Raw genomic sequence first — 18,632 nt, 5'->3', positions numbered from 1 at the left:
CGAACGGTTCCCCCTAATGACCTCCCCCCACACCATCTTGATCACCGGCGGCGCCGGCTTCATCGGATCGGCGCTCGCGCGTCACCTCGTCGCCGAAAGCGATTATCGCGTCGTCGTGCTCGATGCCCTAACCTATGCGGGTAACAAGGCATCGCTGCCCATAGCCGAAAGGAACGACCGCTTCGAGTTCGTCCACGGCAATATCTGTGATCGCGCGCTGGTCGTCGATCTCTTGGCCGAGGTCCGGCCCGATATTATCACGCACCTCGCAGCCGAAAGCCATGTCGACCGGTCGATCGATGGCCCCGGTGCCTTCATCGAAACCAACATCGTCGGTACCTTTTCGATGCTCTCGGCAGCGACCGACTATTGGCGCGGCCTTCCCGAGACCCGGAAGGATCGCTTCCGCTTCCACCATATCTCGACCGACGAGGTGTTCGGCGCCCTTGGACCCGAAGGCTTCTTCACCGAAGAGACCGCCTATGACCCGCGTTCGCCCTATTCGGCGTCGAAAGCGGGGTCGGACCATCTGGTGAGCGCCTGGCACCACACCTATGGGCTGCCGACGCTGGTCACCAATTGCTCGAACAATTACGGCCCCTACCATTTCCCCGAAAAGCTGATCCCGCTGATGATCATCAAATGCCTCTCGGGCGAGGCGCTGCCGGTCTATGGCCGCGGCGACAATGTCCGCGACTGGCTGTTCGTCGACGATCATGTCCGCGCGCTCCGCGCGGTGTTCGAGCGCGGCAAGGTCGGCGAAAGCTATATGATCGGCGGCAACAGCGAACGCACCAACTTGCAGGTGGTCGAGGTCATTTGCGACACGCTCGACCAGCTCCGCCCGCGCGCCGACGGACGCAGCTATCGCGAGCAGATCAATTTCGTCGCCGACCGGCCGGGGCATGACTTCCGCTACGCCATCGACGCTGGCAAGCTGAAACGCGAACTCGGCTGGCAGCCGACCGAAAGCTTTGAAACCGGCATCGCGGCAACGATCCGCTGGTATCTCGACAATGAAGGCTGGTGGCGGGACATCCTCTCGGGCAGCTATCGCGGGGAAAGGCTGGGCGCGGCGGTTTCGGCATGACCGCGGCGCATCCCCTCCTTGTCACCGGCGGCAGCGGACAGGTCGGCGGCGCCGTCGCCGCGCTGGCCCGCCGTAACGGGGTGGCCGTCGTCGCGCCCGGCCGAGCCGAATGCGACCTGATCGATCCCGCTGCGCTCCGGGCGTTCGTCGACCGGGGTTCCTGGCGCGCGATCATCAACTGCGCCGCTTATACCGCGGTCGACCGCGCCGAAAGCGAAGCCGCCCTCGTTCACGCCATCAACGCCGAAGCCCCCGGCATCCTCGCCGAGCTGGCCGCAACGCGTGATATCCCCATCGTTCATGTGTCGACCGACTATGTCTTCGACGGCACGAAGGACGCACCCTATCTGGAATCCGATCCGATCGCGCCGCTCGGCGTCTATGGGTCGACCAAGGCAGCGGGCGAAGCGGCGGTACGGCAGGCCGCACCCCGCGGCCACGCCATCGTCCGCACGGCGTGGGTCCTCAGCGCGGGCGGTGCCAATTTCCTGAACACCATGCTGCGGCTCGGCGAAGAGCGCGACCTCGTGCGCGTCGTCGCCGATCAGCACGGCTCGCCGACCAACGCCGCCGACCTCGCCGAAGTGTTGCTCGCCATCGTCGACAGCAATACGGCGACCGGCGAGACCTGGCATGCCGTCAACGGCGGCGATGCGAGCTGGTACGATCTCGCCCGGCATATTTTCGACCGTAGCGCGGCGGCAGGCCGCAAGACGCCGCGGCTCGAACCGATCACGACGCAGGACTATCCGACGCCCGCACGGCGCCCGGCCAACGCGCGGCTGGCGACCGAAAAGCTGCGCGCCGACCTCCGTCTCACCCTTCGCCCATGGCGCGACGCCGTCGATGCGATATTGGACGAACGACTGAATTCAGGAGAGCATCGATAATGCGCGGAATCATTCTGGCCGGGGGCTCGGGCACCCGTCTCCATCCGGCGACGCTGGCGATCAACAAGCAGTTGCTGCCGGTCTATGACAAGCCGATGATCTATTACCCGCTGTCGGCGCTGCTGCTCGCCGGGATTCGCGAGATACTGATCATCTCCTCGCCCGAATATATCGACAATTATCGCCGGCTTTTCGCCGACGGCAGCCAGTTGGGGCTGCGCATCGAATATGCCGTCCAGCCGAAGCCCGAGGGGCTGGCGCAGGCCTTCCATATTGGTGCCGACTTCATCGAGGATCAGTCGGCGGCGCTCGTGCTCGGCGACAATATCTTCTACGGCGCGGGTTTCCAGACTCTGCTCGGCAATGCGCGGAGCCGCCAGACGGGCGCCACCGTTTTCGCCTATGAGGTCGCCGATGCGCGCGCCTATGGCGTCGTCGAGCTCGACGATGCGGGCCGCGCGCTCAGCATCGAGGAGAAGCCCGCGCAGCCCAAATCGAACTTCGCGGTCACCGGTCTTTATTTCTACGACAACCGCGTCGTCGAACTCGCGCGCCAGATCAAACCGTCGGCGCGCGGCGAACTGGAGATCACCGACCTCAATCGCCTCTACATGGAACTGGGCGAGCTTTATGTCGAACAGATGGGCCGCGGTTACGCTTGGCTCGACACGGGCACCCACGACAGCCTCGTCGAGGCGTCCGAATTCGTCCGCGTGATCCAGAACCGCACCGGCCATATGATCGGCTGCCTCGAGGAAATCGCGTTCCGCCAAGGCTTCATCGATACCGACCAATTGCGTAAATCTGGCCAGCTGATGGAAAAGACGGCATATGGCCGTAACATCCTCGCGCTGGCCGACCAGAACTGAACCACGCCGATACCTCGCAGGGAGTGACAATCATTGTCCGACGATAGCAGCCCGATTCTGATTACCGGTGGCACCGGTTCGTTCGGCAAGACGATCTTGCGGGAACTGCTCGCGGTGAGCGACCGCGAAATTCGCGTGCTCAGCCGCGACGAGGAAAAACAGGATGCGCTGCGTAACGACCTGCGCGATCCGCGCGTGCGTTTCTTCATCGGCGACATCCGCGACCGCGGCAGCGTCGATCGCGCGGTCAAAGGGGTCGGCGCGATCTTCCACGCCGCGGCGTTGAAGCAAGTGCCCTCGTGTGAATTCTTCCCGCTCGAAGCCGTGCGCACCAACGTGCTGGGGTCCGAAAATGTGATCCGTTCGGCGGTCGAGCACAGGGTCGGCAGCCTCGTCTGCCTGTCGACCGACAAGGCGGTCCATCCGATCAATGCGATGGGCATTTCCAAGGCGATGATGGAAAAGCTTGCTCATGCGGCGGCGCGCGAAGTCGGCCCGGAGGCAAAGACCACGATCAGCTGCGTCCGCTACGGCAATGTGATGTACTCGCGCGGATCGGTCATCCCGCTGTTCATCAAGCAGATCAAAGAAGGCCGCCCGATTACGGTGACCGAGCCCGAAATGACGCGCTTCCTTATGCCTCTGCGCGATAGCGTCGCCCTTGTACGCTTTGCCTTCGCGCATGCGCGCCAGGGTGACCTGTTCGTCCGCAAGGCGCCTGCTGCGACGATCGCCGACCTCGTGACCGCGCTGAAGGAGCTGTTCGACGCTCCCGATTATCCGGTCGAAGTGATCGGCTGGCGCCACGCCGAAAAGCTCGCCGAAACGCTGGCGAGCGCGCAGGAATTGTCGACCGCCGAGGACCTCGGCGATTATTGGCGGATCCAGCTCGACGGCCGCGACCTCAATTATTCGGCCTATTTCAGCGAAGGCGACGATATCAGCCCCGTGCAGGAGGACTTCCACTCGCACAACGCCGAGCGGCTCGATGTCGCGGGCGTCAAGGAACTACTGCTCACGCTCGGCGAGGTGCAGGCCGAACTGGCGTCGTGGCACGCATGACGGGCCGCAAGGTCGTCGTCACCGGCGCAGCCGGACTGCTGGGATGGCATGCGGCCGCACGCCTGCACGCCGCCAATTGCGCGGCGCGCTATCGCGGCGAGGCCGAGCCGTTCGAGCTCGTCCAGCTGGGGCGCGAGACCTTTGGCGACGATATGGCGCGCGACGCCGCCATCGCCGATGTCGAAGTCATCCTCCACTTCGCGGGGGTCAACCGCGGCGACGAAGTCGAAACCGGCAACCCGGCGATCGCGACGGCGCTCACCGACAGCATTGCGCGCACCGGCGCGCGGCCGCATATCGTCTATGCCAACAGCACTCACGCCGGGTTAGACACGCCCTATGGCCGGTCGAAGAAACGCGCGGCGGAGATATTGGAAGCCGCAAGCGCCGGGTTCACCAACCTGATCCTGCCGCACATCTTCGGCGAATGCGCCCGCCCCTATTACAACAATGTCACCGCGACGCTGATCGACCAGATCTGGGCGGGGCAGGAACCGACAATCAATCCCGAGGGCAAGGTCGCCCTGTTCCATGCAGGCGAGGCCGCGAACCTCGCCACCGCAAAGGGCCTCGCGGGGGAGTCGGGCACGATCGCCCCTGCCGGGCGCGAGATGTCGATCGTCGCGCTCTATGACCGGCTCGCGGCCTTTCACCGCTCCTATCAGGCGAACATCTTTCCCGACCTCGGCGATCCCTTCGACCTTGCGCTGTTCAACAGCTACCGGACCGGTGGTTATCCGGCGCACTATCCGATGCGTATGAAGCTCAACAGCGACGCGCGCGGCGGCCTGTTTGAATCGGCGAAGTCGCTTGCCGGTTCGCAGACCTTCCTTTCGACCACGCGGCCGGGGATGCGCCGCGGCGATCATTTCCACACCAACCTCGTCGAACGATTCCTCGTCGTGTCGGGCAAGGCGACGATCCGCATCCGCAAGGTGCTGACCGACGAAGTCCACAGCTTCGAAGTGTCGGGCGACGAACCGGTCGCGATCGACATGCCGCCGCTGCACACCCACCATATCGTCAATGACACCGACAGCGACGTCGTGACCTTTTTCTGGTCGCACCGGCTGTTCGACCCCGCCAACCCGGACACTTATGCCGACGCGGTGCTTTTGGAGACCGAAAAACAGTGAGCAAGCTCAAGGTCACGACCGTTCTGGGTACCCGGCCCGAGATCATCCGCCTGTCGCGCGTGATGGCGCGGCTCGACACGCTGACCGATCACCGGATCGTCCACACGGGGCAGAACTGGGATTATGAACTCAACGAGGTCTTCTTCAGCGACCTTGGCGTGCGCAAGCCCGACAATTTTCTCGGTGTCGATACATCGAGCCTCGGCGCCGTGCTCGGCGGCATTTTGATCGAGACCGAAAAGGAGCTGAAGGCGAACCGCCCCGACGCGCTTCTCGTCCTCGGCGATACGAACAGCGCGATCGCAGCGATCATGGCGCGCCGGATGAAGATCCCCGTCTATCATATGGAAGCGGGCAACCGCAGCTTCGATCGCAACGTCCCCGAGGAAACGAACCGCCGTCTCGTCGACCATATCAGCGACTTCAACCTCGTCTACACCGAACATGCCCGCCGCCACCTCCTGAGCGAGGGGATGCAGCATCGCCGCGTCTATCTGACCGGATCGCCGATGAAGGAGGTCCTCGACCATTACCGCCCGCAGATCGAGGCGTCGGACATCCTGTCGCGCCTTGGCCTGACGCGCCGCGGCTATTTCATCGTCTCGATGCACCGCGAGGAGAATGTCGACAGCAAGGAGCGGCTGGCGGCGCTCGTCGGCACGCTGAACGCGCTTGCCGAAACCTATGACCAGCCCGTGATCGTCTCGACCCACCCGCGCACGCGCAACCGGCTGGAGGCGCTCGAGGGCATCACCCTCGACCCGCGCGTCCAATATATGAAGCCTTTCGGCTTCCACGATTACAATAACCTGCAAATGCACGCGCATTGCGCGATTTCGGACAGCGGTACGATCGCTGAGGAAAGCTCGATCCTCGACTTCTCCGCGATCACCCCGCGCGACGCGATCGAGCGTCCCGAAGCGATGGACACCGGCAACATCATCGTCACCGGGCTCGACCAGCAGGCAATGCTCGAATCGATCGCCGCCGCGGTGAAGCTGCACGCCGAGCGCGTCGCTGCGGGAATTCCGCCCGTAGTCCCCGCCGACTATCAGATCGCGAACACCAGCGAACGCGTCGCCAAGCTGATCCTCGGAACCGCACGGCTGTCGAACCAGTGGGACGGCATCCGGATGCACGACTATATCTGATCGGTTCGCCGCCGTGTCCGAAGCCAGCGTCTCGGTCGTCATCGTCAACTGGCGCGCGCCCGCCGAAACGCTGGCTGCGGTCGACAGCCTGCAGACGCAAACGCTCGCGCCGCGGCGCATCTATGTCGTCGACAATGGTAGCGGCGACGATTCGATGGAGCGGATGCAGGCCGCGCTGTCGGGCGACCCGCGCGTCGTACTGCTGGCCAACGAGAAGAATCTGGGGTTCGGAGGCGGCTGCAATCGCGCCCTGCGCGAAGCGGTGGGCGATGGGTCCGACTTTATCTGGCTGCTCAACAACGACGCCCGCCCCGACCCCGATTGCCTTGCCGCGCTCATCGCCCGGGCGGACGAGGATGGCGAGAAGTCGGGCATGATCGGATCATGGATGACCGACCCCGACCATCCCGAACATGATCATTCTGGAAGTTGGATGCGCCCCTGGCTGATGAGCTGCGGCACTGTCTTCGGCCCCGCCGATCTCGCCGCGCATCGCTATAGCTGGGTGACCGCCGCTTCGGTGCTCATCCGCGCCGACGCACTGTGCCGTGCCGGGCTCTTCGACGAGGATTTTTTCATGTATTGGGAGGATGCCGACCTCGCTATGCGTATCAGGGCCGCCGGTTTCGGCATCGCGATTGCACCCGAAGCCCGCGTGGTGCACCGCGCGGGGACCAGCTCGGCTGACATCCCCGTCCAGCGCTACCTCTGGCATTATCGCTCGCAGGGACTGTGGCTCCGCAAGCATCATTCCCACCCGGCGATCGCGCTTATGCTGTTGCGGCTGAAATTTCTCGGCAAAGCGCTGATAGACAAAGATTTCGTCCGCTTCCGAGCATTGAAAGCCGCCTAGACCAAACTATCGTGGGTGGGATCAAGACCATTATGTAGGTTGCAGCGCAATTCGCTGTCGCTTTTGCTGGATTTTCGCGCGATCAGCAGCCTGCTCACCGCTTCGGTCGCGATCACGCCTACCATCATTGTGACGAAATCGACCCAGTACCAAGCATCCTCCAGCATGATGCGCAGAATACCGCACACGAACGCGGCGGATGCAGCGGCGCTGAAACGAAACCGGTCCATCGTCGAGCAAATTGATTTGGCACCGAACCAAACGCCACCCCACCCCACAAACCCGTCAGGAGGACGGCGCGACCAACGAGGCCGGGCGAACCGAAATCGTTCGCCCACCGGACGCGAATAATGTCGTTAGTGAAGATATCTGCCGCGGATCGCGCGAGCGAGGGTAGATGAGATCGGGGAAGCGAGTCGCAACCGATCCCGCACGAAAGGGCCAGCCCCTCCACGCCCGGGATGCGGTTGGCGAAAAGCCCGACGACCTAAAACAGCGTGTCGGAAAAATGCCCGTACTAAAGCGACACCCATATCGCAAATCCCCCGCGCCGGATGCCTCGGCGCGAAGCCACGAGCCGATGATAAACGCCAAGTCGCCAGCAAGCCCACGTGATGCGCATCGGATATTTCAGGAGATTCTGTTCGGTCAGATACATGAGCATCATGAGCTGGGCGAAAGAAGAGCATGCCCGCCTTGCTGGTCGTGATCGCCGACAGGATGATGAAGAAGGCAGCCAGGGTGCACAATACCAAGATAACAATGAACCTCGTCCTGATGCCGCCATGCCACCTCATGACGAGCAGGATCAACGGCGGGATCAGGTTGGATTGGGTGCAATAGTTGAGCGTCCCGAAAATGAATCCCGCATCAGCCGCAGCTTCCTGTCCGAGCGCCGGCCCATATTGCGCTCGCACCGCGAGGTTAGCAACGATGAACCCGCCCAGCGCTGCAATGCCCAATAGGTTAACCTGATATAGTTGGGCGGGCTGGCGGTCGACCGATCGCGTGGTAGCGATATGAATAATGCAATAGGTTGCGAAGATCGCCGAGCATATCATTATCCCAGAACCCAAAGGGACGATGTTGACGTTCTGCCGGTCGAGATATTCGGGCGACTGCGAGCTGTTGCTCCCAGATAGTGTGGTAAGAAAAAATATCGAAACACATAACCCATCGCGAACAGGACGAGTGTCACGAACAGAAACAGGCACATCGACGAGCGATAGGTCATGCGGCGGGTTAGTCGCCCCGGGGGCGGTCCTGTGCAAGCCGAAATGGAGCCGAACGCGATTCAGGACCGGTTGCCCCTGCAACAAATGTAACGAATTTCGCACGGCCGGGCAGAGTCATGCCTGCACGATTCCAGCACGGAGTCAAATTCGGGGCAGAGTTTTCAGCCTATTTCTCGCAAAACAGGACAATTTCATCAGATGCCTTGGGTCGAACCAGGTGGATGGCGCTCGCGATGATCGCCCAGAATAATTGAGCGATCCGTCCCGTGGGGCCGACGGGTTTGCCCTGCCGGATTTGCACACTCTGTTGTAATATCCCCCCACCCAACGGCGTGCCGAACAGCTTGACGGTCCGAAATCCGGCCCGCTCAGCATGGCGGATCAGCGAACCCGGAGTCTGAATCGTCAGGTGCCGTGGGGCTTCCAAGCCGCGCCAGTATGCGCCCATCAACCGGCATCCCAGCGACTTGCCATTGGGCGTGATCAGAACCATCCGTCCTCCGGGCGCAAGCTTGTCGTGGATGGCAGCAATCAACTCGCCTGGATCGGGAACATGCTCGATCACATGGCTGCCAACGACGGCATCGAGACTGCAATCGCCATAATTCTGGGCGAGGAAGTCCCCCTCCCCCACGCGAAGTCCAAATGCGCGGGCCTTGTCGACACAGACAGTGTCGAACTCAATGCCTTCGACATCCCAGCCGAGGTCGTGCATTTGCAGGAGAGTCTGCGCGTTTCCAAAGCCGATTTCGACCAGCTTGCCTTTGGCGACATAGGGCAGCCAAAAAACCCGCAACGACGCCATGTGACGCAGCAAGGGGATCACGCGAAAGAACCGCGCCAATATCGAAGTCGCGGTCGACGCATCGGGACGGCGGTAGCCCAGACTCCGATGTAAGAACCATTCGATCGCCCGTCGGAAGCCGCGCTTCGCGCCGCTTACGGCCAGCACCGGGTCGCTGTGGGTGCTATATGTCGCATAGAAGCTTGCGAGTTGTTGGCCGGTCAGGCGGGCGTCGAGATACGCCGCGGCACATGCGGCATTACCACACCGAAACAGGTCCCAGTCGCCGCCCACGCCATATACTCTGTCGCGGACACCCGACAGCCAGGGGTGCAATGGGGCGCCGCACGCGCCGCACTGATTTGGCCGGGAATAAACGAGATCAGTCATTTTTGTGCACGCACCAGCACAACGAACAAATCGTTCCACCTTATTGGAAAAACATCCTGATTAAGTCCGATATCATGGAACAGCGTCATTGCTAGCCGGAGTGCAGCAGAAAGTGTCAATGCCAACGCGATACCTTCTATCCCCATTAACGGCGCAAGGAGGAAGCTCGCCAAGGTTGCGACAATCGCCTCGATCATCGGACTCAACCACAGCGTCGCTTGCCGGCCGACGCTCATCACGAATAGTGTGAAGCACATCGTCTGCAACCGCAATACAGTGGCCGGAAGCAACAGCAACAACATCGTTCGAACGGACCCAGCATATTGGGCGCCGACCCAGAGTTCGAAAATCCGTACGGGAACGAGCAGCACGAACAGGGCGACCGCCACGATGTAGAGGATGAAATAGCCATTGAACCGCCGGAAAACGGCGATCCGGGCCGGGGTATCGTCAAGCGGGATCGAAGCGACCCGCGACGCAATCGGCGCAGATATGGCAATCAATCCACCCGACAACAGACCGATAAGACTGAACACCATGCCGAATGCGACGACATCGCCGGGCAAGATCAACGCCACCACGGCGACGGTGATCGACGTCGCGAAATAGGCGGTCAGGTTCCACCACCCCACCGAGGCCGACGACACGGCCAAAAAGCGAAAAATGGCATTCGGGGTCAGCGGATCGGGAACGCGCTTCGTTCCGGCTTGGCTGGTGACGAACCAACGCCCCACCGCGCCATGATAGCGGAGCATCAACGATCCTGACAACGGCCAAGGGCTCACGGCAACCGCCGCGAATATCCACCATAGCTCATCGCCCGGCGAACTGACGAAGATCGCGACGAGGAGCGCCAGTAGGAGTGCCGGCGGAACAAGCTTGAGCAGGTTTTCGGGCACGAAGTCCTGGCTGGCGGTCGCAGGCCCGGTGACGAGAAGCGAGAAACCGATTCCCGAAACATTGATCAAGATGCAGTAGATGCCGAAGCGGAGCAGCCCTTGATCGAGATCTCCGACCAAAGAAAAGAACCGCAGAAACTCTGTGACCAACACGCCCCCGGCAAGGACCAGGCCCGTCACCAGCAGAACGATACGACGATAAGCGCGCGCGACATCGGCCCCTTCAGCCCTTTGCATGACGACGATCAACGCGCTGCCGGCGCAATTTCGCAAGGACTGCGAGAGCAGCAGCGCAAGCGGCAGAAACGCCATTGCCGTCGCATATATCTGATAGTCCGCGGCGTTGATTGATCGGGAGAGGACCGCGGGCATGGCCAATGTAATGGCGAACACCCCGCCGCTCGCGAAAAGGCTGGACAGCGAATTGGCTCGAAGGCTGCGCTGGCGGATCATCGGCAGCCAAGCGCGTCCAAAATCGCGTTCGCACGCCGGTCGACGCCGAACTGCGCCATATGCTGCTCGAATTGGAACCAGTCTCCGATCGTATACGGCGCCATTGTGTCGAATTCGGCGATCCCGTCGAGCGGCAGGACCAGGCCATATCCGGCAACGCTGTCGCGCAAGCCTCCCACATTGCTGTGGACGACCTGGCAGCCCATCGCGAGCGCCTCGAGCGCCCCGATGCCGAACCCCTCATATTCGGACAATTGCACATAATAGCGCGATGTCCGAAGCAGCCGGATCTTCTCTTCCTCCGAAACATAGCCGACGAAATCGACAGCATCCTCGCAGGAAAGGCGCGCCGCATGATCGCGGGCGATATGCGCGCAGGTCGTGCGGCCGATCACCACGAGGCGGGCATCCGGATGCCGTTCGCGCACCCGCGCCAACAGGTCGATGGCGCGCAATAGCCCCTTGCGCCGGATATTTTCCGCGGTGTCCATCCCGCAGATGGTAACCAGCGAACCGGGCAATCGCTGGGCGGAAAAGTTCGCGGGATCGATACGGCCGACCGCATCGGCGCCATGAAAGCTCAACCGGATTGCCGACCGGCGGAACCAGCCGATCTTGCACATCTCGCGGTAGTCGGTCGACGATGTCGCGAGGATGCGATTGGCGAACAGCAAGGTGAAATAGAACAATATGATGCGCACGAGGAACATCGACAGGCTGGGTGCCATCGAGCGGAGGACCTGTTCTGCGCCCCCGGTCGAGACAACGGGCTTCCCGCGCAAACGCGCGAGAAGCGCAGCCGCCGCCGAATAGGAATAGAAATAGCAGACCAAGCCATCAAAAGACATGCACCACACATCGCCGAGACGATTGGTGACGCGCACCTCCGCCACCGAAGGCTGCCGCAACAGACCCTCGACCTCGGCGGCATAGAAGCCCTGCTTCAGCATGGCTGGATCGGGAACGGCGGCATAGAGGAGGAGACGCACACCGCCGTCCGCATCTGGCGCCCCCGTTGTTCGCCCTTGAATATCTTGGTTGGTCATCGGCGGGAATTCTGGGCCATTGTTGCGTGTCGCTCGCGAGTGGCGCCCATAGCCATTCGGGAAGAGCGCGCCAAGCAATGATTGACACGCCACCGGCTGCGAGCGGCTATCGGTTGCCAGCGCCCGACCGAAAAGCTAGGCACGCGGCAGATATCCCGTTGCAAAGCTCCCCTCTCGTGCGCGTCCTTTTCCTTACCCAGTGGTTCGAACCCGAACCTGCCTTCAAAGGGGCGTCATTCGCCGCCGCCCTTATTGGCGAAGGCATGGAGGTCGAGGTCGCGACGGCATTTCCCAATTATCCGGGCGGAAAGCTGTACCCGGGGTACCGGATCAAGCCCTACCAGCGCGACCGGCAATGGCCCTTCCAGGTTCATCGCCTGCCCATCTGGCCGTCGCACGATCGTTCGGCGATCGGACGTATTCTGAACTATGCCAGTTTCTTCCTGTCGAGCCTGATCTTCGGCCTTTTCACGGCTCGACGCTTCGATGTGATCTATGTCTATCATCCGCCGGTGACCCCGGCGCTCGCGGCAGCGATTTTCGGCGCGGTCTACCGGCGCCCGTTTATCGTCGAAATACAGGATTTGTGGCCCGACAGCGTGCTGGCCTCTGGCATGGGCGGTAAGGCGATCCCATCGATCCTCGGGAAGATTTGCGATTTCGTCTATCGGCGAGCGGCGCTCGTGATCGCCCAATCGGACGGAATGAAGGCGCGGCTGGCCGAGCGCGGGGTTCCGCCTGAAAAGCTCCACCGCCTATACAATTGGTCGACCCATGTCCCCGCGACGCCCTCCGAGCCGCCGGTTGCGATCGACGGATGGGACGATGACACCATCAACTTCGTCTACGGCGGAAATCTGGGACAGGCGCAAAGCCTCGGTTATGTCGTCGACGCCTTTATTCGCGCGCGCACGGCGAACGGCAAAGTCAGGCTGCACCTGTTCGGACACGGGATCGAACGCGACCGCCTGGCACAGCAGATTGCCGCCGACGGCTCGGGCGATATTTTCCTGCACGGTCCCGTCAGCCGGGCGAAGATGGATCGTATATTCGATCGCGCCGACGCGCTGGTTCTGCATCTGAATGGCGAAAGCCTCTACGACGTCACAATTCCATCGAAACTGCAGCACTATCTTTCGGTCGGCAAACCGATCCTGGCCGGGCTTTCGGGTGAAGCCGCGGGGATGTTGCAGGAATCGGGCGCAGCTATCGTCTGCCCGCCCGAAGACGTGGGCTCCATGGCGGCGGCGATCGGGAAAATCGCGGCGCTATCCGATGAAAGCCGCGCCGAGATGAGCCGGAAGGGGCGCGTATTTTACGACCGGAATCTCGCGATGGAACGCGCCGTAGACGAGACCGCCCGATGGCTGCGCGCGGTAGCGGCTTCCAATCGCTGAACACACGGCGATCAGGTCATTGGCAGCAAGTCATCTTTGCCATAAGAGACGCGCCATGCTTAACGCCCCCATATCCCCATGGCCAAGCTTTTCCGACGAAGAAGCCGATCGGGTTCGCGACCTCCTCCTCTCCAATCGCGTCAATTACTGGACCGGCGACGAAGGGCGGAATTTTGAGACCGAATTCGCGCGCTGGTGCGGCAGCCCCAAGGCGATCGCGCTCGCCAACGGGACGCTGGCGCTCGATCTAGCACTGAAAGCGCTGGATATCGGACCGGGCGACGAGGTGATCGTCACCCCCCGCACCTTCATCGCATCTGTATCGACCGTGGTGAATGCCGGCGCGACGCCCGTATTCGCCGATGTCGACCTCAACAGCGGTAACATCCATCCCGCCAGCATCGCGGCAGTTCTGACTGATCGCACGCGTGCGATTGTTCCCGTCCACCTCGGTGGCTGGCCATGTGACATGGACGGCATCATGGACCTGGCGGCCGATCGCGGCATCCACGTCATCGAAGATTGCGCACAGGCGCATGGCGCCAAGGTCCGCGGGCGAAGCGTCGGAAGCATCGGCGATGTCGGCGCATGGTCCTTCTGTCAGGACAAGATAATGACCACCGGCGGCGAAGGCGGCATGGTCACGACGGCCGACGAACGTTTGTGGGATATCATGTGGTCGTTCAAGGACCACGGCAAAAGCTGGGATGCCGTCTATAACCGCCAGCATCCCCCCGGATTTCGCTGGGTTCACGAAAGCTTTGGCACCAACTGGCGAATGCTCGAAGTCCAAGCGGCCGTCGGCCGTATCCAACTCACGCGGATGGAGGAATGGACGGCCCGCCGAACCGCAATTGCCCGCGCGATCGCTTCCGCTCTGGCGCCCTTTGGCGACGCCGTTCGCGTGCCTGAACCTTCGGAAGCGATGACCCATGCCTATTACCGGCAATATGCCTATGTCCGGCCCGACGGTCTGAAGGCCGGCTGGTCGCGCGATCGCATTGTTGCCACTTGCGTCGAGCGCGGCGCTGTTGTAATGCACGGAAGCTGCTCCGAGGTCTATCTGGAGCGAGCTTTCGACGATGCGCCGTTCCGGCCCGCACAACGCTTTCCGGTCGCGCGCGAACTTGGCGAAACGAGCCTGATGTTTCTCTGCCACCCGACGATCACCGATGAAGAGCTGGCGCGAATTCTGGCTGTGGTTACCTCGGTGTTCGAGGAAGCGAGCCGGTAAGCGCCGGGACGGTCAACCGTCCGGAGCGCGTCGTGGATCGGCCGGGATCCCGGTGAAGACCGGCATTGTCGCATCGCCAGCAGCGCTGATGCCTTCGCGCCCGATCACCCGCCTGACCGTCAGTAGCAGGATTTTGAAATCGATCCACAGATTGTGATGATCAACGTACCATACGTCGAGCGCAAATTTTTCGTCCCAGCTCAGAGCGTTACGCCCGTTAACCTGCGCCCAGCCCGTCACCCCGGGGCGCACATGGTGCCGCCGCCACTGTTCTTTTGAATAGAGCGGCAGATATTGCATCAGAAGCGGCCGGGGGCCGATGAGGCTCATGTCGCCGCGTAATACGTTCCAAAGTTCGGGAAGCTCGTCGAGGCTCGTCGTGCGCAGCCAGCGCCCGAACGGCGTCAGCCGATCGGCGTCGGACATCAATTGGCCGTCGGCGTCGCGCCGATCGGTCATTGTCCGGAACTTGATCATACGGAAGGGCTTGCCCATCTTGCCCGGCCTTTCCTGCCGGAACAGGACGGGCGCCCCCAGCCGAGTCCGGACCAGCAGCGCGACCAGGAGCAGAATGGGCGACAAGCAGATCAGCGCCAAGACGCTCGCGGAGATGTCGATAAGGCGCTTGATCACGTCAATTCGCCGCCCCCGCTTTTCCCAACGAAAGGCCGCTTACGATCAGGCTCGCGGGGTTGGTACCAATGCCGCCGACGATCCGCATGTCGAGACGAAAGAGGTCGCATCCTTCGGGCAACGACATCACCATGTCGCGATTGGTCGGCGTCCTTACGTCCAAGAGGTTGACCGAAACCGCCTTTGCACCTTCATCCTGTCCGGACAGGCAGGTTGCCACCCACGTCGCCGAGCTCTGAAGATTGGGGGTCCGCTCGCGAACCCGCCAGCGAAACTGGGTCGATGCATTCGGAGCGAACAGTTTCGTGGCCGTTACACCGACGGTGCCGGATGCGCCGTAAAACTCCATCCCCGCCCCGCCCGCGCCCACGCTCACCAACGTCGCGCCATAGGCCTCATTGCCAAGTTGCCAGATGAAGGGAGGATATCCTTCGACCGTCTTCCCGTTGACGATGCCGCTGACTTCCGCGAGCACGGCGTTATTACCGCGCGGCAGCAACGGATAAAGCTGGAGCGCAACGTCGTCGGCCCCTTGCGAAACCAGCTTCGACACCAGCTGAGCATAAATGGCGTCAAGCTGCCGCAGATCGGGAGCCTTCGCTTTTCGTTCGACTAGAAGCCGACCGACGGGTTCGGACTGCGGCAAGCGATTGACCGCGACGGCGAGCAGTTCGGGGAACCAGGGGTTGCTCTGACGGACATAAGGCTGAAGATACTTCCGGCCCTCCGGTGCGACCATGATCGCAGCCAGGCGCGGCAGGATTTCCTGTGCCGAGTCAGGCCTCGACCGGATGATCAAATCATAATGGCGCAGACCCCCTTCGATCTTTTCGCGGCGCAATGCATCTTCAGCAAGCCAGAGCTGCACAGAGGCCTCGCGGCGCGTAATCCCCTCGGCACGCAACATGGCCTGGCGTGCGCGCGGCAGATCGGCCTTCGCTTCATATCCCTTGCCGACCATCCAGAGCGAGCGCGCCGACAGCGGCGCATAGCGAAGGCCGGTGCGCCCCGTCGCGAACAGCACTTTGGCGTCAACCTTGCCCCGATTGTCGTAGAGTCTTTGAGTCAGCTGGTTTTGGCCACTTCTCCATGAGAAGAACCCGCCACCAAGCGGACGGAAGGTATCGATAACTATTCCCGTCGAGGCGGCGGCTTGGGAAAACGCCAGAATTGCGGTGAGCAAACCGGCAAACAGCGCGATGATGACGCTTGGCGTCAGGCTCTTCGCCATCTCGTCGCGTGTCGAGCGCCGTCGTTCCGCCGAGCGCATCAGTTACGCACTCCGCCGACGCTGTCATCCTCCGCGCCGTCCCGGCCATAACCATAACCATAACCATAGCCATAGCCATAGCCCGACTGCTTTGCCCGATATTTGGTCAGTAAGGCGCCGAGAAGGTGCGCGCGCGAATCGCGAAGCCGCTGGATTGCCGACTGCGACGCCCGAACGGCGGTGCGGTCCGCCTCGATGACATAGACGACGCCTTCGACCACATTCGCGATCAGCGGGGCGTCGGACAGGCCCAGCATCGGCGGACTGTCGAGGATGACATGGTCATACCGGCTTGCCAGCTTCTGAACGAACAGCGCCAGGCGCTCGCCGCTGAGCAGTTCCGATGCACTCGGCGGCGTCGGCCCCGCAGCGATGAAATGGACGTTCGATTTACCCGTGTCCTGAATCAGCTGTTCCCAACTGTCGTCGCCGGCGAGGAAGTTGGAAACGCCGCGTAGGTTCTGCAGTCCCAGCCGCGAAGCGAGAATGGGTCGCCGCATATCGACGTCAACGAGCACGACCGAGCCCGAGGTCCGGCCAAGCACCAGTGCCAGGGAGTAAGCCGAGGTCGACTTGCCCTCCGCAGGCGACGTACTGGTAAGCGCCATCGTCTTCGGGACGCCATGATCGGTCGAGAAGCTCAGGTTCGTTCGAACGGTCATATAGGCTTCGGAGAGGATCGATTTCGGATCGTCCAGCTTCTCGAGCGCATCGTCGTCCACCACCGGGATGGCCCCAAGCAGCGGCACATCCAGCTTGGTCGAGACCTGACCGGGTTCACGCAGGCTTTCGTCGAGATTTTCGAGCACGATGACCGCGATGGCTGCGAGCACGAGGCCGGCAAGAAGCGCCATGATCACATTGATCAGCAACTTCGGCGACGACGGCTTTTCGGGCATGGGAGCAGAATCGACGACCGAGATATTGTTGGTTCCGACACCCGCAACCCCGATTTCCTTGTAGCGCTGCAGCAAAGAATCATAGAGTTGGCGGTTCGTATCCACTTCGCGCTGGTAGATATTATACTGGATGTTCGAACGGCTTTCGGTGTCGAACTTGTCGAGCAAGCCGTTGACGCGCTGCCGCAGGTCCTGCTCACGCTGTGATGCGGCGTCGAATTCCGACAGATAGGCATCGCGGACGCGGCGTTCCTCAGCGGAAATTGCGCGATCAAGCGCAGCCACTTGCTCGCGCCCCGCCTTGGCTTCGGGATATTCGGGTTCGAAATGGACCAGCAGGTCCTGATATTTAGCCTGCGCCTCTGCGCGCTTTTGGCGCAACAGGTTCAGCGATTGATTCTGAAGCGCCAGTTCGGTGCTGCCGGGCGATCGCGCCGCGCGCAGCTTCGCTTCGGCGGCCGTCCGTTCGGCCGTCGCTTCAATGAGCACGCGGTTCAGCTGTTCGAGGTTGCTCGATGCCAGCGTCTGCGTGGTCTGCGTCCGTCCCTCGCCGCTCTTCGATTCTGAAAGTCTCACGATCCCCTGCCGGGCGGCATAATTTACGAGGTCGCGTTCGGATTGCTCGAGCCGCTCGCGCAGTCCCTGCAAGCGCGTTTCCAGATAAATGCGCGCATCCGAAGTAGAGGCAAATCGGCGATCCATGCTCTGCTGTGCAAACTCGCCTACCCACGTTCGGGCCACCGATTGCGAGATATTGGGCGATGCACTAGTATAGCTGATGTCAATCAGCGCCGAGCCGCGCAACGGCGAAATCGCGACATTCTTCAACAAGAGATCGACGGCTTGCCGCTGCCGGCCGCGCATCCGTTCCACCGAGACGGGGGCGCTGCCTTCAGACGAAAGAAAGCCCTCACCTTCCGGTGTTACGCCGTGCGCGGCGAAGAAATCCTTGTTCGACGACAGGCGGAGGCGCCGCTCGACGCGCTCTGCCAAAGAGCGCGCGTTAAGCAGCGAATATTGCGTCAGATAGAATTCCTGGTTTGGTGTGCTATCCTCGCGCTTCAATCCCTCGACATTCGTAACATTTGCCTGTTCGCGAGCGATCTCGATCCGCGAAGTCGCCGTATATTGCGGCGTCATCAGCAACGTCAGAATGACGCCGACGACAAGCGTCACCGCGAGGATCGCACTCGCAAGCCAAGCGTGCCGTTTAAGCGCGTTCCAATATTCGAGGATCGTGGGCGCAGACCAGAATTGGTGCGTGCCTGCCGCGGTTCCGTCCTGGCTGAACATCTTTGTCGGAGATTGCATGGTGGACATAAATTTAAGAACTCACCCGAA

The 18,632-nt window shown here is 61.8% G+C and carries 17 protein-coding genes; 10 read left to right on the top strand and 7 right to left on the bottom strand.

The features are described 5' to 3' along the window. Positions 1-16 precede the first annotated feature (16 nt). Genes rfbB through OVY29_RS04320 form a run of 7 tightly spaced genes read left to right on the top strand, consistent with a single transcriptional unit; the run spans position 17 to position 7,051 of the window. The gene (gene rfbB / locus OVY29_RS04350; RefSeq protein WP_037556968.1) at positions 17-1,090 is read left to right on the top strand and encodes a dTDP-glucose 4,6-dehydratase; all 1,074 of its coding nucleotides are present in this window, start codon (positions 17-19) and stop codon (positions 1,088-1,090) included. Continuing rightward, positions 1,087-1,980, top strand: coding sequence for a dTDP-4-dehydrorhamnose reductase (rfbD, locus tag OVY29_RS04345; RefSeq protein WP_313911014.1), 894 nt, complete (start codon positions 1,087-1,089; stop codon positions 1,978-1,980). Before rfbB ends, rfbD begins: the two co-directional genes overlap by 4 nt. Beyond that, complete coding sequence (gene rfbA, locus OVY29_RS04340; RefSeq protein ID WP_037556970.1) at positions 1,980-2,849, top strand: glucose-1-phosphate thymidylyltransferase RfbA; 870 nt, start codon at positions 1,980-1,982, stop codon at positions 2,847-2,849. The genes rfbD and rfbA overlap by 1 nt, the downstream gene beginning before the upstream one ends. Positions 2,850-2,882: 33 nt before the next feature. Continuing rightward, positions 2,883-3,911 carry a polysaccharide biosynthesis protein gene (locus tag OVY29_RS04335; protein WP_037556972.1) on the top strand — a complete coding sequence of 343 codons (1,029 nt, stop codon included), beginning with the start codon at positions 2,883-2,885 and terminating at the stop codon, positions 3,909-3,911. Next, entirely contained in the window at positions 3,908-5,047 is a 1,140-nt protein-coding gene (locus tag OVY29_RS04330; protein WP_037556973.1) for an NAD-dependent epimerase/dehydratase family protein, read from the top strand. Before OVY29_RS04335 ends, OVY29_RS04330 begins: the two co-directional genes overlap by 4 nt. Then, complete coding sequence (gene wecB / locus OVY29_RS04325) at positions 5,044-6,198, top strand: non-hydrolyzing UDP-N-acetylglucosamine 2-epimerase (protein ID WP_313911013.1); 1,155 nt, start codon at positions 5,044-5,046, stop codon at positions 6,196-6,198. The genes OVY29_RS04330 and wecB overlap by 4 nt, the downstream gene beginning before the upstream one ends. 13 nt (positions 6,199-6,211) lie before the next feature. Further along, positions 6,212-7,051 carry a glycosyltransferase family 2 protein gene (locus tag OVY29_RS04320; RefSeq protein ID WP_037556976.1) on the top strand — a complete coding sequence of 280 codons (840 nt, stop codon included), beginning with the start codon at positions 6,212-6,214 and terminating at the stop codon, positions 7,049-7,051. On the opposite strand, the gene OVY29_RS04315 is transcribed toward OVY29_RS04320, so the two are convergent. Beyond that, on the bottom strand, positions 7,048-7,281 hold the full coding sequence (locus OVY29_RS04315) for a hypothetical protein (RefSeq protein WP_037556978.1): 234 nt from the start codon (positions 7,279-7,281) through the stop codon (positions 7,048-7,050). The two genes, OVY29_RS04320 and OVY29_RS04315, sit on opposite strands and share 4 nt — an antisense overlap. A gap of 384 nt (positions 7,282-7,665) precedes the next feature. Here OVY29_RS04315 and OVY29_RS04310 point away from each other — a divergent pair, with 384 nt between their 5' ends. Beyond that, positions 7,666-8,016 (top strand): hypothetical protein, encoded by a 351-nt coding sequence (locus tag OVY29_RS04310; RefSeq protein ID WP_313911012.1) that lies wholly within the window; start codon positions 7,666-7,668, stop codon positions 8,014-8,016. Between the two features lie 436 nt (positions 8,017-8,452). Here OVY29_RS04310 and OVY29_RS04305 read toward each other — a convergent pair whose 3' ends face one another. The 3 genes from OVY29_RS04305 to OVY29_RS04295 form a co-directional block, all read right to left on the bottom strand. Then, on the bottom strand, positions 8,453-9,364 hold the full coding sequence (locus OVY29_RS04305; protein WP_052182412.1) for a class I SAM-dependent methyltransferase: 912 nt from the start codon (positions 9,362-9,364) through the stop codon (positions 8,453-8,455). Positions 9,365-9,456: 92 nt separating this feature from the next. Further along, complete coding sequence (locus OVY29_RS04300) at positions 9,457-10,812, bottom strand: hypothetical protein (protein WP_037556979.1); 1,356 nt, start codon at positions 10,810-10,812, stop codon at positions 9,457-9,459. Then, positions 10,809-11,801, bottom strand: coding sequence for a glycosyltransferase family 4 protein (locus OVY29_RS04295; RefSeq protein ID WP_037556980.1), 993 nt, complete (start codon positions 11,799-11,801; stop codon positions 10,809-10,811). Before OVY29_RS04295 ends, OVY29_RS04300 begins: the two co-directional genes overlap by 4 nt. A 233-nt stretch (positions 11,802-12,034) precedes the next feature. Here OVY29_RS04295 and OVY29_RS04290 point away from each other — a divergent pair, with 233 nt between their 5' ends. Together OVY29_RS04290 and OVY29_RS04285 are read left to right on the top strand one after the other, a co-directional pair. After that, on the top strand, positions 12,035-13,255 hold the full coding sequence (locus tag OVY29_RS04290) for a glycosyltransferase family 4 protein (protein ID WP_037556981.1): 1,221 nt from the start codon (positions 12,035-12,037) through the stop codon (positions 13,253-13,255). A 55-nt stretch (positions 13,256-13,310) separates the two neighbouring features. Next, the gene (locus OVY29_RS04285) at positions 13,311-14,489 is read left to right on the top strand and encodes a DegT/DnrJ/EryC1/StrS family aminotransferase (protein ID WP_037556982.1); all 1,179 of its coding nucleotides are present in this window, start codon (positions 13,311-13,313) and stop codon (positions 14,487-14,489) included. Positions 14,490-14,501: 12 nt separating this feature from the next. On the opposite strand, the gene OVY29_RS04280 is transcribed toward OVY29_RS04285, so the two are convergent. From OVY29_RS04280 to OVY29_RS04270, 3 genes are read right to left on the bottom strand one after another with little or no spacing between them, the layout of a single operon-like run. Then, on the bottom strand, positions 14,502-15,122 hold the full coding sequence (locus tag OVY29_RS04280) for a sugar transferase (protein WP_235211582.1): 621 nt from the start codon (positions 15,120-15,122) through the stop codon (positions 14,502-14,504). Between the two features lies 1 nt (position 15,123). After that, the gene (locus OVY29_RS04275) at positions 15,124-16,392 is read right to left on the bottom strand and encodes a tetratricopeptide repeat protein (RefSeq protein ID WP_037556983.1); all 1,269 of its coding nucleotides are present in this window, start codon (positions 16,390-16,392) and stop codon (positions 15,124-15,126) included. Next, complete coding sequence (locus OVY29_RS04270; protein ID WP_161786567.1) at positions 16,392-18,602, bottom strand: GumC family protein; 2,211 nt, start codon at positions 18,600-18,602, stop codon at positions 16,392-16,394. The genes OVY29_RS04275 and OVY29_RS04270 overlap by 1 nt, the downstream gene beginning before the upstream one ends. Between the last annotated feature and the right edge of the window lie 30 nt (positions 18,603-18,632).

Source organism: Sphingopyxis sp. SE2, assembly GCF_032227185.1.
Classification (GTDB): Bacteria; Pseudomonadota; Alphaproteobacteria; order Sphingomonadales; family Sphingomonadaceae; genus Sphingopyxis.
Note: the sequence above shows the minus strand (reverse complement) of the source record. Positions and strands in the feature narration are given on the sequence as shown.

Coding starts and splice junctions, on each gene's coding strand:
- OVY29_RS04300 (WP_037556979.1), bottom strand. CDS start 10,812: ATGATCCGCCAGCGCAGCCTTCGAGCCAATTCGCTGTCCAGCCTTTTC.
- rfbB (WP_037556968.1), top strand. CDS start 17: ATGACCTCCCCCCACACCATCTTGATCACCGGCGGCGCCGGCTTCATC.
- rfbA (WP_037556970.1), top strand. CDS start 1,980: ATGCGCGGAATCATTCTGGCCGGGGGCTCGGGCACCCGTCTCCATCCG.
- OVY29_RS04285 (WP_037556982.1), top strand. CDS start 13,311: ATGCTTAACGCCCCCATATCCCCATGGCCAAGCTTTTCCGACGAAGAA.
- rfbD (WP_313911014.1), top strand. CDS start 1,087: ATGACCGCGGCGCATCCCCTCCTTGTCACCGGCGGCAGCGGACAGGTC.
- OVY29_RS04275 (WP_037556983.1), bottom strand. CDS start 16,392: ATGCGCTCGGCGGAACGACGGCGCTCGACACGCGACGAGATGGCGAAG.
- OVY29_RS04315 (WP_037556978.1), bottom strand. CDS start 7,281: ATGGACCGGTTTCGTTTCAGCGCCGCTGCATCCGCCGCGTTCGTGTGC.
- OVY29_RS04270 (WP_161786567.1), bottom strand. CDS start 18,602: ATGCAATCTCCGACAAAGATGTTCAGCCAGGACGGAACCGCGGCAGGC.
- OVY29_RS04330 (WP_037556973.1), top strand. CDS start 3,908: ATGACGGGCCGCAAGGTCGTCGTCACCGGCGCAGCCGGACTGCTGGGA.
- OVY29_RS04310 (WP_313911012.1), top strand. CDS start 7,666: ATGCGCATCGGATATTTCAGGAGATTCTGTTCGGTCAGATACATGAGC.